This is a genomic window from Agromyces selenitireducens, assembly GCF_052748465.2.
The window spans coordinates 3,094,963-3,110,247 of sequence record NZ_CM188259.1; the positions used below are offsets into that span (position 1 = coordinate 3,094,963).

12 protein-coding genes are annotated in these 15,285 nt (G+C 71.1%); 10 read left to right on the top strand and 2 right to left on the bottom strand.

The window, feature by feature from the left end; all coding sequences use genetic code 11:
* Window positions 1-56: 56 nt before the first annotated feature.
* The 10 genes from ACULK4_RS14580 to ACULK4_RS14625 all read left to right on the top strand — a co-directional run bounded on the left by ACULK4_RS14580 (window position 57) and on the right by ACULK4_RS14625 (window position 14,061).
* Complete coding sequence (locus tag ACULK4_RS14580) at window positions 57-587, top strand: GNAT family N-acetyltransferase (RefSeq protein ID WP_445966290.1); 531 nt, start codon at window positions 57-59, stop codon at window positions 585-587.
* A 249-nt stretch (window positions 588-836) separates the two neighbouring features.
* Complete coding sequence (locus tag ACULK4_RS14585) at window positions 837-1,859, top strand: TerC family protein (protein WP_445966291.1); 1,023 nt, start codon at window positions 837-839, stop codon at window positions 1,857-1,859.
* A gap of 72 nt (window positions 1,860-1,931) precedes the next feature.
* Window positions 1,932-2,717: a lysophospholipid acyltransferase family protein gene (locus ACULK4_RS14590; protein WP_445966292.1), complete on the top strand. Its 786-nt coding sequence runs from the start codon at window positions 1,932-1,934 to the stop codon at window positions 2,715-2,717.
* Between the two features lie 16 nt (window positions 2,718-2,733).
* Window positions 2,734-3,555 carry a DUF429 domain-containing protein gene (locus ACULK4_RS14595; protein ID WP_445966293.1) on the top strand — a complete coding sequence of 274 codons (822 nt, stop codon included), beginning with the start codon at window positions 2,734-2,736 and terminating at the stop codon, window positions 3,553-3,555.
* A 127-nt stretch (window positions 3,556-3,682) separates the two neighbouring features.
* Entirely contained in the window at window positions 3,683-3,856 is a 174-nt protein-coding gene (locus tag ACULK4_RS14600; protein ID WP_445966294.1) for a CsbD family protein, read from the top strand.
* 160 nt (window positions 3,857-4,016) lie between these two features.
* Window positions 4,017-5,750, top strand: a complete 1,734-nt coding sequence (locus tag ACULK4_RS14605; protein ID WP_445966313.1) for an ABC transporter ATP-binding protein — start codon at window positions 4,017-4,019, stop codon at window positions 5,748-5,750.
* Window positions 5,747-7,843, top strand: coding sequence for an ABC transporter ATP-binding protein (locus ACULK4_RS14610; RefSeq protein WP_445966295.1), 2,097 nt, complete (start codon window positions 5,747-5,749; stop codon window positions 7,841-7,843). Before ACULK4_RS14605 ends, ACULK4_RS14610 begins: the two co-directional genes overlap by 4 nt.
* A gap of 134 nt (window positions 7,844-7,977) precedes the next feature.
* Entirely contained in the window at window positions 7,978-11,121 is a 3,144-nt protein-coding gene (locus tag ACULK4_RS14615) for a M14 family metallopeptidase (protein ID WP_445966296.1), read from the top strand.
* An 82-nt stretch (window positions 11,122-11,203) separates the two neighbouring features.
* A complete protein-coding gene (locus ACULK4_RS14620; protein WP_445966297.1) occupies window positions 11,204-12,556 on the top strand; it encodes an MFS transporter in 1,353 nt (450 codons plus the stop codon).
* Between the two features lie 110 nt (window positions 12,557-12,666).
* Window positions 12,667-14,061, top strand: a complete 1,395-nt coding sequence (locus ACULK4_RS14625; RefSeq protein WP_445966298.1) for a maltokinase N-terminal cap-like domain-containing protein — start codon at window positions 12,667-12,669, stop codon at window positions 14,059-14,061.
* A 30-nt stretch (window positions 14,062-14,091) separates the two neighbouring features.
* On the opposite strand, the gene ACULK4_RS14630 is transcribed toward ACULK4_RS14625, so the two are convergent.
* Both ACULK4_RS14630 and ACULK4_RS14635 read right to left on the bottom strand, forming a co-directional pair.
* The gene (locus tag ACULK4_RS14630; protein WP_445966299.1) at window positions 14,092-14,310 is read right to left on the bottom strand and encodes a hypothetical protein; all 219 of its coding nucleotides are present in this window, start codon (window positions 14,308-14,310) and stop codon (window positions 14,092-14,094) included.
* Between the two features lie 98 nt (window positions 14,311-14,408).
* Window positions 14,409-14,876, bottom strand: coding sequence for a methyltransferase family protein (locus ACULK4_RS14635; RefSeq protein ID WP_445966300.1), 468 nt, complete (start codon window positions 14,874-14,876; stop codon window positions 14,409-14,411).
* Between the last annotated feature and the right edge of the window lie 409 nt (window positions 14,877-15,285).

The following is a 15,285-nucleotide window of genomic DNA, read 5'->3' on the forward strand; positions in this document are numbered from 1 at the left end:
ACGCTTGGAGATTGCGGAACGGTGCACGCGTGGCATCCGTGGGCCATGATCGACGCGTGACCGAGCCGACCCGACCGAGCCTTGACGCCCATCCCGCCCACCCCGCGCTGTCCTTCCGTCGCCCGGAGACGGCCGACCACGCGCGCGTCGTCGGCGTCATCCCCTCGTGGTGGGCGCTGCCCGGCACCGCGAGCCTCGGGCTGCTGCTGCCGCGCCTGTTCCTCCAGCACTTCGCCGACACGTCGACGATCGTCGAGGACGCCGACGGCGAGCTCGCCGGATTCCTCGTCGGGTTCCGCTCGTCGTCGCAACCGGGGGTCGCGTACATCCACTTCGTCGGCGTGCGGCCCGACCTGCGAGCGAGCGGGCTCGCGCGCACGCTGTACGAGCGGTTCTTCGACGCGATGCGAGCGAGCGGATGCCGCCGCGTCGATGCGATCACCGGACCGGGCAACGTCGCGTCGCAGCGATTCCACCGCGCGATGGGCTTCGAGCCCTCGGGCGACACCGAGATCGAAGGGGTGCTCGCCTGGCGCGACTACGACGGGCCCGGCGAGCACCGTGTCGCATTCACGCGGCCGCTCTGACGCGGCATCCGCTCGTCGCACCTTCGAGGTCGCTGTGAGGATGCCTCGCGGTCCGCGGTCGGGGATGCGCGTCTCCGGCTCCATGTGTTCACATGGACTCGGAGGGGAGTAGTCCCCGCAGGATGCGTCGTCATTCCGGGCCCGCCATCGGGCCCCGGCGCATCCGGGCCGCCCGCCCGGCATCAGCGGGGCGCGCGACGCTCGGACGAGACCTCCGGTTGCCACACCGACTGACAACTGGAGGAATCCGTGGACGTACCCCTGTACGCCTGGTTCGCGGTGCTCGCCGCGATCGTCGCCATGCTCGCCATCGACCTGTTCGCCCACCGGCGCGCGCACGTGATCGGCGTGCGCGAGGCGCTCGGCTGGTCGATCGTGTGGGTGCTCACGGGCATCACGTTCGGCATCGTCGTCTGGAACGCCTGGGGCGCCGAATACGGCCAGCAGTACTTCGCCGGCTACCTCATCGAGAAGTCGCTCGCGGTCGACAACGTCTTCGTCTGGGCGATCATCTTCGCCTCGTTCGCCGTGCCCCGCGAGTACCAGCACCGGGTGCTGTTCCTCGGCGTGCTCGGCGCGCTCGTGCTGCGCGGCCTGTTCATCGCCGCGGGCGCCGCCCTCATCGAGAACTTCTCGTGGGTGCTGTACGTGTTCGCCGCGTTCCTCATCATCACGGGGATCCGGATGCTGCTCACCCGCAACGAGCACGTGCACCCCGAGCGATCGCGCACGCTGAAGCTGTTCCGCCGCTTCGTGCCGACGACCGACGCCTACTACGGGCAGCGGTTCCTGATCCGCCGCGCCGGCGTGATCGTCGCGACGCCGCTGCTGGCGGTGCTCGTGCTCGTCGAGGTGACCGACGTGATCTTCGCGGTCGACTCGATCCCTGCGATCTTCGCGGTCACGACCGAGCCGTTCCTCGTGTTCACCGCGAACGCGTTCGCGATCCTCGGCCTCCGGGCGATGTACTTCCTGCTCGCCGACCTCATCCACCGCTTCACCTACCTCAAGCTCGGCCTCGCGCTCGTGCTCGTCTGGGTCGGCGTGAAGATGGCCCTGCTCGACGTGTTCTACATCCCGACGCCCGTGTCGCTCGCGGTCGTGGCGACCATCATCACGGTGTCGATCACGGCCTCGCTCATCGCGACGCGCGGGCAGGGACGGCACGAGGTCGCAGCGACGCCCGCAGGCATGTTCCGGATCGCGACCGATGCGGAGCTGGCCGAGGCCGAGCCGGCGTTCGGGCGATCGCGGGAGCTCACGCGGACCTGACCTCCGGGGGACGGGGGTGCCGGGGCGCAGTCGATACGGCTGCGCCCCAGCGCCGGGTCGTACGCTCGGAGCATGAGCACGCGCGAGCCCCTCTACGACACCGCCATCGCGGTCGGACGCGGCCTGTTCGGCGCTCTCCGACTCCGTCGCATCACGAGCGGCACCGAGCACCTGCCGGCCACGGGCGGCGCCGTGATCGCGATGACGCACTTCGGCTACTGGGAGTTCGCGCTGGTCGAGTGGGTCACGTGGCTCGCAGCCCGCCGCCGCATCCGGTTCATGGCCAAGCAGTCGGTGTTCGAGAAGCCCGTGCTCGGCGGGGTCATGCGCGGCATGAAGCACATCGCCGTCGACATGAAGGCCGGCGCGGCCGCCTACGCGGACGCCGTCGCGGCGCTGCGCCGGGGCGAGCTCATCGGCGTGTTCCCCGAGGCGGGCGTGAGCGCCTCGTTCACGGTGCGCGAGTTCAAGACCGGCGCGGTGCGGCTCGCGGCCGAGTCCGGGGTGCCCGTCATTCCCGTGGCCGTCTGGGGCGGGCACCGGCTCATGACCAAGCGGCGTCGCATCCGCTTCACCGAGCGCTTCGGCGTGCCGGTCGCGTTCGAGTTCGGTGCGCCGATCACGGTCGGCACCGACGAGGACCCGCGCACCGCGACCGCGCACCTGCGCACGACCATGCAGGCCATGGTCGACCGGCTGCAGCGCGACTATCCGGTCGACGGCGCGGGGCAGTGGTGGCAGCCGCGCCACCTCGGCGGCACGGCGCCCACGCCCGAGGAGGCCGCCGCGGCCGACGCCGAGCGCGAGGCGGCGCGCGAGGCGAAGCGCGAGGCGAAGCGGTCCGGGTCCGAGCGCTGACGACGGCCGCGACGACGTGCGGACGTGCTTCGGAGTCGACCTCGCGTGGGGCGAGGGCTCCGCTGCCCGAGCGGCGAACGAGACCGGCCTCGTGCAGCTCGCGGCCGACGGGGTCGTGCTCGACGCCGGGTGGGCGCGCGGCGTCGACGCGGTCGCCGCATGGCTCGTCGCGCGGATGGCGCCGGGCGACGTCGTCGCGATCGACGCGCCGCTCGTCGTGACGAACGCGCGAGGCATCCGGGAGTCCGAGCGCGAGGTCGGACAGCGGTACGGGCGGTGGAAGGTCGCCGCGAACCCGACGAACCTCGGCACGAGGTGGCTCGCGGGGGTCGCGGTGCGGCGCAGGCTCGAGGCATCCGTCGCCGGATTCGAGGTCGTGAGCGGCGCCCGGCCCCCCGCCACCGACCGCGTGTCGGCGTTCGAGTGCTACCCGTACACGACGCTCGTCGGCGCCGCCGAACTGGGATACGACGTCGAGCGCCCGCGATACAAGCGACCGAACCTCGCGCTGCCGGCCGCCGAGCGCCGGGTGTTCCGCGCTCGCGAGTGCGACGACCTCATCGAGCGGATGACGCGTCTCACCGCCGCCGATCCGCCCCTCGACCTGCGCTCGCACCCGGTCACGGCCGCGCTCGTCGACGAGCCGTCGCCGCTCGCCGACGCCGCGTACAAGCACCGCGAGGATGTGCTCGACGCCGCGATCTGCGCATGGACGGCCGCGCTGTGGGCCCGCCGCGGCCTCGAGCGGTGCCAGGTGCTCGGCCTCGGCTCGTCGCTCGACGGGGACGGGACCCCGTCGACCATCGTCGCGCCCGCGCGGCCCGAGCAACGCCGCTGAGCCGCGCGGTTAGCAGAGCGGTTCACGGCTGGCAAGGCCCTGCCCCGGTTCGAGCCGGTCGCCTAACGTGGTGGACACGTCGCATCCGGGTGGTGCGTTCGACAAGGGATCGAGAGGGGGGCCACTCATGGGTGGATCCGACAAGATCGAGAACAAGGGCGAGGAGCTCGGTGGCAAGGCCAAGGAGGCCGCCGGCAAGGCGACCGACGACGAGCGCCTCGAGGCCGAGGGTCGCAACGACCAGGCCAAGGCCAACCTGAAGCAGGCCGGCGAGAACGTGAAGGACGCCTTCCGCTCGTAGCGGCACATGGACGGATGGGGCGCGTACCGCGGGGGTGCGCGCCCCATCGCCGTGTCCGGGGCCGGTGCGTCGCGCCCGAGCGCCGGGACGCCCGCCCTCGTTCGCTGAGGGCGCATGCCGATCGCTTGCTGATGTCGGCGGTCGGTGGTTGGCTCAGCAGGTGCTCGGCCGTCTCCTCCTCCGCTACCTCAAGCCCTACCGCTGGCTCATCGCCGGCGTCCTCGTCTTCCAGTTCGCCTCGGTGCTCGCCACGCTGTACCTGCCGAGCCTGAACGCCGACATCATCGACGAAGGCGTCGCCAAGGGCGACACCGCCTACATCTGGTCCACGGGCGGATTCATGCTCGCGATCTCGCTCGGCCAGATCGTCGCGGCCATCGTCGCCACGTACTTCGCCGCCAAGGCCGCGATGCGCGTGGGGCGCGACATCCGCAACGACGTGTTCGACAAGGTCAGTGCGTTCTCCGAGCGCGAGGTCTCGCACTTCGGCCCCGGCTCGTTGATCACGCGCAACACGAACGACGTGCAGCAGGTCCAGATGCTCGCCATGGCGGGCGGCACCATGCTCGTGAGCGCGCCGCTCATGGCGGCGGGCGGCATCATCATGGCCCTGCAGCAGGACGTCGCGCTGAGCTGGCTGATCTGGGTGGCCGTGCTCACCATCCTCGTCGTGGCCGGGCTCGTGATCAGCCGCATGGTGCCCCTGTTCCGGACGTTCCAGGTGCGCCTCGACGCGGTCAACCGGGTGCTGCGCGAGCAGCTCACGGGCATCCGCGTGGTGCGCGCCTTCGTGCGCGAGCCGATCGAGGAGCAGCGCTTCGAGCGCGCCAACCACGACATCATGGACGTGGGCCGACGGGTCGGCACGCTGTTCATCACGCTCTTCCCGCTGTTCATGCTCGTCCTCAACGTGACGGTCGTCGGCGTCATCTGGTTCGGCGCGATCGAGGTCGACGCCGGGCAGGTGCAGGTGGGCACGCTCTTCGCGTTCATCCAGTACGTGGGCATCATCCTCGGCGGCGTGCTCATGGCCGCGTTCACGACGATCATGATCCCGCGAGCGGCGGTGTCGGCCGAGCGGATCGGCGACGTGCTCGCGAGCGAGTCGACGCTCGAGCGGCCCGAGCGGCCCGTCGGCGAGTTCCCCGTCCCCGGCACCGTCGAGTTCCGCGACGTCGCGTTCCAGTACCCCGGCGCCGAGCACGCCGTGCTCGAGGGCGTGACCTTCCGTGCCGAGCCGGGCGAGACCGTGGCGATCGTCGGGTCGACCGGCGCCGGCAAGACCACGCTCGTGTCGCTCATCCCCCGGCTGTTCGACGTCACGGGCGGTGCGGTGCTCGTGAACGGCGTCGACGTTCGCGACGCCGACCTCGACGCGCTCTGGACGACCATCGGACTCGTGCCGCAGCGACCCTTCCTGTTCGCCGGCACCGTGGCGTACAACCTGCGGTTCGGCCGCGAGGAGGCGACCGACGCCGAGCTGTGGCACGCGCTCGAGATCGCCCAGGGGCGCGACTTCGTCGCCGAGATGGAGGGCGGGCTCGACGCGCGGATCTCGCAGGGCGGCACCAACGTCTCCGGCGGGCAGCGGCAGCGGCTCGCGATCGCCCGTGCGATCGTGCACCGGCCCGAGATCCTCGTCTTCGACGACTCGTTCTCGGCGCTCGACCTGACCACCGACGCGAGACTCAGGCAGGCGCTGTGGCGCGAGCTGCCGGGCGTGACCAAGGTGGTCGTCGCGCAGCGCGTGTCGACGATCACCGACGCCGACCGCATCGTGGTGCTCGACGACGGGCGCGTCGTCGGCGTCGGCCGCCACGACGACCTCGTCGAGACCTGCCGGACCTACCGCGAGATCGTCGAATCCCAGCTCGGCGTGGAGGCCCAGGCATGAGCGCCGACGTGAACGGCCGGGAGCTCACCGCCGAAGAACTCGAGGAGCAGCAGCTCGCCGAGCAGGCCCGCGTCACGTCGGGCGACTGGAACGCGATCGCCCCCGGCAAGGCCCAGGACTTCGGCCGCAGCTTCCGCCGCATGATCGGCCTGCTCGCGCCCTGGAAGTGGTCGTTCGCGTTCGTCTCGCTGCTCGGCGCGATCGGCGTCGTGCTCACCGTCATCGCCCCGCGCGTGCTCGGCGAGGCGACGAACGTGATCTTCGAGGGGTTCATCTCGCTGCAGCTGCCCGCCGGGGTGACGCAGGAGCAGGTCGTCGACCAGCTGCGGTCCACCGGCCAGGAGGACCTCGCGAACATCGTCGCCGCGGCGACGCTCACGCCCGGCGAGGGAATCGACTTCGTCCGGCTCAGCCAGCTCGTGATCATCGTGCTGCTGCTCTACGTGGTGGCGTCGGTCCTCTCGTGGATCCAGGGCTACGTCATCAACGTGATCATGGTCCGGGCGATGTACGGGCTGCGTGAGCAGGTCGAGGCGAAGATCCACCGCCTGCCGCTCAGCTACTTCGACCGCACGCAGCGCGGCGAGCTGATCTCGCGTGTCACGAACGACATCGACAACATCACGCAGACCATGCAGCAGTCGCTCTCGAGCGCGCTGACGAGCATCCTCACCGTGATCGGCGTGCTGGTGATGATGTTCTCGATCTCGTGGCAACTCACGCTCGTCGCGCTCGTCGCGCTGCCGCTCATGGCCGTGATCTTCGGCATCATCGGCCCGAAGTCGCAGGCGGCGTTCGGCATCCAGTGGAAGAAGGTCGGGCGCCTGAACGCCCGCGTCGAGGAGTCGTTCTCGGGCCACGCGCTCGTCAAGGTGTTCGGTCGCGAGCGCGACGCGAGCGAGAAGTTCCGCGGCGAGAACGAGGAACTCTACGAGGCCGCGTTCAAGGCGCAGTTCCTGGCCGGCGTCATCATGCCGGGCATGATGTTCATCGGCAACCTGACGTACGTCGGCATCGCCGTGCTCGGCGGCATCATGGTCGCCGGCGGCCAGCTGCGACTCGGCGACGTGCAGGCGTTCATCCAGTACTCGCAGCAGTTCACGCAGCCGCTGTCGCAACTCGGCGGCATGGCCGCGGTCGTGCAGTCGGGCACGGCGTCGGCCGAGCGCGTGTTCGAGCTGCTCGACGCCGACGAGCAGTCGCCGGATGCCGCGGACGCGCCCCTCCCGGTCGATGGGCGCGGCGTGATCGAGTTCGAGCACGTGTCGTTCTCGTACACGCCCGACCGGCCGCTCATCCGCGACCTGTCGTTCCGCGTCGAGCCCGGGCAGACGGTCGCGATCGTCGGCCCGACGGGCGCGGGCAAGACGACGCTCGTGAACCTCGTCATGCGGTTCTACGAACTCGACGGCGGCCGCATCCTCATCGACGGGCAGGACATCTCCGACCTCACCCGCCGCGACGTGCGCGCACGCACGGGCATGGTGCTGCAGGACCCGTGGCTGTTCGGCGGGACCATCCGCGACAACATCCGGTACGGTCGCGAGTCGGCCACCGACGACGAGATCATCGCCGCCGCGAAGGCGACGTACGTCGACCGGTTCGTGCACTCGCTGCCCGACGGGTACGACACCGTGCTCGACGAGGAGGCCTCGAACGTCTCCGCGGGCGAGAAGCAGCTCATCACGATCGCCCGAGCGTTCGTGGCGCAACCGAGCGTCCTCATCCTCGACGAGGCGACGAGCTCGGTCGACACCCGCACCGAGCTGCTCGTGCAGCACGCGATGGCGGCGCTGCGCCAGGGCCGCACGTCCTTCGTGATCGCGCACCGGCTCTCGACGATCCGCGACGCCGACCTCATCCTCGTGATGGAGCACGGCGACATCGTCGAGCAGGGCACGCACGACGAGCTCATCACGGCGAAGGGCGCGTACTACCGCCTCTACAACTCGCAGTTCGAGCAGGCGGCATACGACGTCGATGCGGAGCTCGCGACGGAAGCCGCGGTCGACTCCTCCCCCGGGGGTTCGCGTCTCGAGAACTCGATCGAGGCGGCAGGCGAAGCCGCCGCGTCGCAGGCAGAGGGCCTCTAGCCGATCGTCCGCCGAAGTGCGGCATGGGACGGACGTTCGGCTCCGGCGAGGGCGATTCTGCGATCGCCTCTTGACCTCCCCTCGAACGGGGGTGAATGATGAGCCCCGTTCATGTCTGAGCCAAGGGGGGTTCCATGTTCCGTCGACTCGCGATCGCCACGGCCGCCGCACTCGTCATCACGGGGGTGAGCGTCGCACCCGCAGCCGCGAGTCCACCACCCGATGACGGCACCGACCTGATGTCGGTGTACACGGGCACCGTCGACGCCGACGGCCTGGCCGCGATCATCGACCTCGGCGTCGACCGTCACGACATCGTCGCGACCCCGGTCGACGGAGAATCCGGTGAGGTCGAGGTCGAGGTGATCCTGAGCGGCGAGCAGGCCGAGCAGCTCGCCGCCGCGGGGGCCGAGCTCGAGGCGAAGCCCGCTCCGGAGTCGCGCATGCGCACGTTCGGCGTGCAGCAGACGGTGTTCGACCGCTACCTCGGCGACGGCGGCATCAAGGAGGAGCTGGAGCAGCAGGCGGCCGACAACCCGACCATCGCCGAGCTCGTGGTGATCGGGCAGACCGTGAACGGCACCGACATCTCGGCCGTGCGGGTCACGAAGAACCCGGCGAAGGCCAAGGACGGCCAGCGCCCGACGACGGTGTTCATGGGTGCGCAGCACGCGCGCGAGTGGATCACGCCCGAGATGATCCGGCGCCTGCTCGACGACGTGCTCGCCGGCTACGGCAACGACGACCGCATCACCGAGCTCGTCAACACGACCGAGATGTGGTTCATCCCCGTCGCCAACCCCGACGGCTACGACTTCACCTTCGAGCCCGGCAACCGGCTGTGGCGCAAGAACCTCGCCGACAACAACGGCGACGGTGAGATCACGCCCGGTGACGGCGTCGACCTGAACCGCAACTTCCCGACGCGCTGGGGCTACGACAACGAGGGCTCCTCGCCGAACCCGGCGAGCGAGACCTACCGCGGCACCGGCCCGGCCTCCGAGCCCGAGACGCAGGCGCTCGATGAACTGTTCGCGGCCATCACACCGGAGTTCATCGTGAACTACCACTCGGCGGCCGAGCTGCTGCTGCACGGCATCGGCTGGCAGGTCGCGACACCCTCGCCCGACGACGTCATCTACGAGGCGATGGTCGGCGACGACGAGCACCCCGCCGTGCCGGGATACGACCCCGACATCTCCGCGGAGCTCTACACGACCAACGGCGACACCGACTCGCACATGCAGGAGGCGTACGGCACGCTCGGGTTCACGCCCGAGATGGCGACCTGCCAGTCGGCGTCCGCCTCGGATCCCGACGACCAGTGGGAGCCGTCCGACTGCCAGAGCGTCTTCAACTTCCCGGACGACGAGGAGCTGATCCAGGCCGAGTACCTGAAGAACATCCCGTTCGCCCTCGCGGTGGCCGAGTCGGCGCTCGACCCCGACGACCCCGTCTCGGTCGTGGACCGTGACGCCGCGGACTTCGTCGTCGACAGCTTCGAGGTCTCCTACGGCGACCCGCAGCCCGTCGCCGTGACCGCGAAGCGGGCGCTCAAGGCCAAGAAGCTCTTCTACTCGATCAACGGCGGCGAGCCCGTCGAGGCGCAGATCGCCGAGTGGGAGGGCGGCGAACGGTACGGCTTCGAGAACGTCGACTACTACGCCGAGTATCGAGGGCTCGTCGAGGGCGCGAGCCCGGGCGACTCCGTCGAGGTGTGGTTCACCGGCACCGCGACGGCGAAGGACGTCGGCCCCGGCAACGCCGGCCCCGTCGAGAGCGAGCACTTCACGTACGAGCTCGCCGAGGACTCGGGCAGTCCCGTGCTCGTCGTGGCCAACGAGGACTACACGGGCGTGAACCCGACGTACCCGGCCGGCACGACGGAACCGAAGTACCTCGACGAGCACGTCGCCGCGCTCGAGGCCAACGGGGTCACCCCGGCGACCTGGGACGTCGACGCGCAGGGCGTGCCGCACCACCTCGGCGTGCTCTCGCACTTCGACGCGGCACTCTGGTATCTCGGCGACAACCGGCTCACGCAGGACCCGGAGGACGAGCTGATCCGCTACGGCGGCTCGCAGCTGCCGGACCTCGCGGTCGCCGAGCGCCAGCAGTACCTGACGATCGCCATGCGCGACTACCTCAACGAGGGCGGCAAGCTCGCCTACGCGGGTGAGACGACGGGCTACTACGGCATCGGCGGCGACCTGTTCGGCGGGATCTACTACGGTCTCGACGGGTACCCCGACCAGGAGTGCGCGGTCACCGCGGATCCGTTCGCCGACTGCCTGCTGCTGGCCGACGACTTCACCCAGTACTGGATGGGGGCGTACTCGCGGGCCGACGTGGGCGCGGAGGACGGCACCGAGGGCACGGCACCGCCGCTCGACGGCGTGTCCGTGGACTTCGGCGGCCCCGCCACCACCGACAACCCGATCGATGAAGCCGGCTCGTTCGTCGTGACCAGCAACCAGCTCCCGGTCGACGAATTCCCGCAGTTCGCGAGCGAGGGCGTGGCGGAGTACCCCGACCCGTTCGGCGCGGTCGAGGGCGAGTGGGCGGCAGCCGCCGGTCACGTCGACGACGGCTACCAGCGGCTCGGTCGCACGTTCGACCTGACCGGGTACGCCGCGGGTGACAGCCCGAGGTTCGAGGCGCAGATCGCCTACGACCTCGAGCCGGGCTACGACAGCGTGATCGTCGAGGCCCGCACCGCCGGCTCCGAGCAGTGGACGACACTGGCCGACGCGAACCTGAACACGTCGACCGCGGTGCCGACCGAGTGCGAGGCCGGGTTCCTGCTCGACCTGCACCCGTGGCTGCTCAACTACCTGACGCCCGGCGACCCCTGCTCGCCGACCGGTGACACCGGCGACTGGAACGCCCTGTACGGGTCGTCCGGTGGCTGGATTCCGGTGTCGTTCGACCTGAGCGCCTACGCGGGCCAGGAGGTCGAGGTCGTGGTGAGCTACGTCACGGACCCGGCGTCCGGCGGCCTCGGCGTCATCATCGACGACACGAAGCTCGTGACCACGGCCGGCGAGTCGGAGACCGAGGGCTTCGAGGACGGGCTCGGCGCCTGGGAGGTGCTCGGCGCACCCGAGGGCAGCCCGGCGAACTTCTCCGACTGGGAGCGTTCGGACGGCCTGGCCGAGCTCGCTTCGGTGGTCGCGACGGAGGACACGCTGCTCTTCGGCTTCGGCCTCGAGCAGCTCGCCACCGATGAGGAGCGCGCGGAGGTGGCCGGGCGGATCCTCGCCCACTTCGGCGGCTGACCCGAACCGCCGGGCAACGGATGCCGCGCCGGGACCCCCCGGCGCGGCATCCGCTCGTCTGCGGGGGTAGCCTCGAAGGGCCGTGACGACCCCGACCCCCCTCCCCACAGCCCCTCCGTGGCGCCTGTGGCTGGTGTGGGGCGTCGGGATCGCGGCGTACGTCCTGTCGGTCACGAACCGCACCTCGCTCGCCGCGGTCGGCGTCGACACCGCGATCCGCTTCGACGCCGACGCGTCGACGCTGTCGATGTTCGCCGTGATCCAGCTCGCGGTGTACGGCGGCATGCAGGTCCCCGTCGGGCTGCTGCTCGACCGGTTCGGCGCGCGGCCCATCATCACCGCGGGCATGGCGCTCATGGCGATCGGCCAGCTCGTGCTCGCCTTCGCGCCCGACGTGGGCTGGGCGATCTTCGCGCGCATGCTCCTCGGTGCGGGCGACGCCGCCGTCTTCCCGAGCGTGCTGCGCGTCATCGCGGTGTGGTTCCCCGAGCGGCAGGCGCCGCTCATGGTGCAGCTCACCGGACTCGTCGGCCAGTCCGGCCAGATCATCGCGGTGCTGCCGCTCGCCGCGCTGCTGCACGCGACGAGCTGGAGCGTCGCGTTCGGCTCGCTCGCCGGACTCGGCGCGCTGTTCACGGTGCTCACCTTCGCCGTCATCCGCAACCGCCCGCCGGGTCGCGTCGCGGATGTCTCGGTCGACACGGTCACGGGCGCCGTGCACGTCGTCCGGTCCTCGGCCGACCTTCGGCAGGGCTTCCGCGAGTCGTGGGCGCACCCCGGCACCCGACTGGCGTTCTGGTCGCACTTCACGACGCCCTTCTCGGGCACGGCGTTCGTGCTGCTGTGGGGATTCCCGTTCCTCACGATCGGGCAGGGCCTCACCGCGGGGATGGCGTCGCTGCTGTTCACGGTCTACGTCGTGTTCGGCATCGTGGTCGGCCCGGTGATCGGCGCCCTGTCGAGCCGGCACCCGATGCGGCGGTCGCGGCTGCTCGTGCTGCCGCTCATCGGGATCCAGGTCGTGGCGTGGATGGTCGTCATCCTGTGGCCCGGTACGGCCCCACTGTGGCTGCTGTTCGGACTCGCCTTCGCCATGAGCGCGGGCGGCCCCGCATCGATGATCGGCTTCGACCACGCGCGCACGTTCAACCCGCGCCATCGGCTCAGCACGGCGACGGGCATCACGAACGTGGGCGGCTTCCTCGCGGCGCTCCTGGCGATCCTGCTCATCGGCATCGCGATGGACGCGCAGGGCGCCGGCACGCCCGACCGGTACACGCTCGACGCGTTCCGCTGGGCGTTCCTCACCCAGCTGCCGCTGTGGCTGATCGGCAGCCTGTTCATCGTGATCGAGCGAGGGCGCACGCGAGTGCACCTCGGCCTCGACGAGCCGCGCACGCGCCGACGCGACCGCGGTCGCGACCCCGAGGCGTGATCGCCCGGTCGGCGGATGCCGATGCCGCGGTGCGAGCGGACCACCCATTCCGGGTGTCACACGACGCGTGCCTCCTCGACTCGCGCTGCGCACGGCCATAGGGTTCAGGCATGGACAGCGCCGTGGCCGCGATCGCCGAGTGGATGCCGGCGCAGCGGTGGTTCGGCGGCAAGGGCCACACGCCCCGGCTGCGGGAGATCGGGTCGTGGGAGCTTCCGACGGATGCGGCGGGCGTCCGCGTGCGGTCGCTGCTGCTCATGGACGACGCCCCGGAACCGCCCGTCCTGTACCAGGTGCCCGTCGTGGAGCGCGGCGCGGCCGTGCCGGAGGCATCCGCTCACCTCATCGCGCGGCTCGACGACGGCACGCACGTCTACGACGGACCCCACGACCACGCGTTCACCGACGCGCTGCTCGAGCTGATCGTGCAGGACGGCCGCGCGGTCGCGCACGGCGCCTGGGCGGCGGGGCATTCCTCGGGGGCGACGGATGCCGCGGCACCGGGCGCCCGCACGCACGCGCCCGCGGCGGTACTCGGCGGCGAGCAGTCGAACACGTCCATCGTGTACCGGCCGGAGGGCGCGGCGCCGGTGATCTGCAAGGTGTACCGACAGTTGCACCACGGCGAGAACCCCGACGTGACGCTGCAGACCGCGCTTGCGGCCTCGGGCTCGCCGCACGTGCCGGCGAGCGTCGGCGACGTGATCGGCGAGTGGGACGACGTGGGGCGCCCCGGCGGCCGCGCCCGCGGGCACCTGGCGTTCGCGCAGGAGTTCCTGCCGGGCGTCGAGGACGCGTGGCGGGTCGCCCTGCTCGCCGCCGCGGCGGGGCAGGACTTCACCGGCGATGCCCGCGCGCTCGGCGTCGCGGTAGCCGAGGTGCACCTGTCCCTCGGCACGCTGTTCGAGCGCGAGCCCGCGTCGACCGGACTGGTGGACGCGGTCACCGACGCGTGGCAGCGTCGGCTCACGATCGCGGTCGCCGAGGTGCCGTCGCTCGAGCCGCATCGCGCTGCCATCGACGCGTTCTATGCCCGCGCGCAGTCGGGCGCGTGGCCGGAACTGCAGCGCATCCATGGCGACCTGCATCTCGGGCAGGTGATCCTCGCGCCGGGCCGCGGCTGGCTCATCCTCGACTTCGAGGGCGAACCGATGCGGCCCATGAGCGAGCGCCGACGCCCCGACCTGCCGGTGCGCGACGTCGCGGGCATGCTGCGCTCGTTCGACTACGTCGCCGGTGCGACCGAGATCGTGCACCCCGAGCGCGCCGAGGAGGCACGCGCGTGGGCGGCATCCGCCCGTCAGTCGTTCATCGACGGCTACGTCGCCGCGTCGGGTCTGGACCTCGCGCGCTACCGCGACCTGCTCGCGGCGTTCGAACTCGACAAGGCCGTGTACGAGGCGATCTACGAGACCCGCAACCGGCCCGACTGGGCGCCGATCCCGCTGCGGGCGATCGCGAAGCTGCTCGAGACCGGGCCGTTGCGGGTGTCGACGGACGCCTGAGTTCCGGTCGTCGCGCTGCGGTCGTCGGCGCTACCGGTCGTCGACGACGGTGCCGCGGTCGACGACGTCGTGTGCGTCGCCGATCGTGCCGTCCTCGGCGGCGCGCCGGTCGGCCTCGGCCGAGTCGACGTCGCGCTCGTCGGCATCCTCGTCGAGCGGTCGCGGATCGCCGTCGGAGCCCGGGTCGAGCGGGACGCCGAGTTCCTCACCACGCGAGCGGTCCGGGTCGCGTTGCTGGTCGGTCACCATGGAAACCACCTCCGATCTCGACCGTACGTGCCGGATGGCGCGCTCCGACAGGGGCTTGCGCTCCGGTCGCAGAGGGTTCGGCGGGTCGTGCGGTTGCGTCAGCGGATGCCGCGGGCCCAGAGCATGAGCGGCGTGCGGTCGGCGTACTCGACGTACTCGTCACCGAACGCGTCGATGAGCCGGTGCTGCTCGACGCGGGCCTTGACGGCGAGGACCACGACGAGCGCGACCCAGGCCACGATGAGGTCGATCCGGGCGAACCAGATGGTCCAGCCCGCCGCCGCGACCAGGAGTCCGACGTAGATCGGGTTGCGGGTCAGCCGGTACACGCCGGTCGTGCGCAGCGTCGCGCCCTCGCGCGGGGCGACCCACGGCACCAGGTCGCGCCCGAGCGCGGCGACCCCCGCGCCGGAGAGCACGAGGCCGGTGATCATGAGGAGCACGGCGAGGACGGTGGTCTGCTGCCCGCCCCAGAGGGCGTCGCCGGGCACCGTGAACGGCAGGACGACGAGCGCGCCGAGCAGGAGGAATTGCAGGGCGACGAGCCAGTTCGCGCGATCGTTCACGGGTCCATTCTCGCGCTCGATGACGCCTCGGCGGATCCGATCGGGAACGAGCTTCCAGCTGGTTCTTGCCAAGCTCGCCTCATGTGAGGCCGCGCCGACAGGAACGGCGAGCACACCGCACGTCAGCGCCCGCCGCGCGCGGCTCGTTCCCGGGTCGCCTCATGTGAGGCCGCGCCGTCATGGGAACGGCGAGCGGGTTGCCGGCCGTCTCCCGCCGCGTGGGGCTCATCCTCGGATCGCCTCATGTGAGGCCGCGCCGACATGGGATCGACGAGTGGGTTGCCGGCCGTCTCCCGCCGCGTGGGGCTCATCCTCGGATCGCCTCATGTGAGGCCGCGCCGCATGGGATCGACGAGCGGGTTGCCGGCCGTCTCCCGCCGCGTGGGGCTCATCCTCGGATCGCCTCATG

Bases quoted from the DNA above. Each gene is read 5' to 3' on its own strand.
- ACULK4_RS14590 (WP_445966292.1), top strand. From the start codon at position 1,932: ATGAGCACGCGCGAGCCCCTCTACGACACCGCCATCGCGGTCGGACGC.
- ACULK4_RS14600 (WP_445966294.1), top strand. From the start codon at position 3,683: ATGGGTGGATCCGACAAGATCGAGAACAAGGGCGAGGAGCTCGGTGGC.
- ACULK4_RS14610 (WP_445966295.1), top strand. From the start codon at position 5,747: ATGAGCGCCGACGTGAACGGCCGGGAGCTCACCGCCGAAGAACTCGAG.
- ACULK4_RS14615 (WP_445966296.1), top strand. From the start codon at position 7,978: ATGTTCCGTCGACTCGCGATCGCCACGGCCGCCGCACTCGTCATCACG.
- ACULK4_RS14625 (WP_445966298.1), top strand. From the start codon at position 12,667: ATGGACAGCGCCGTGGCCGCGATCGCCGAGTGGATGCCGGCGCAGCGG.
- ACULK4_RS14630 (WP_445966299.1), bottom strand. From the start codon at position 14,310: ATGGTGACCGACCAGCAACGCGACCCGGACCGCTCGCGTGGTGAGGAA.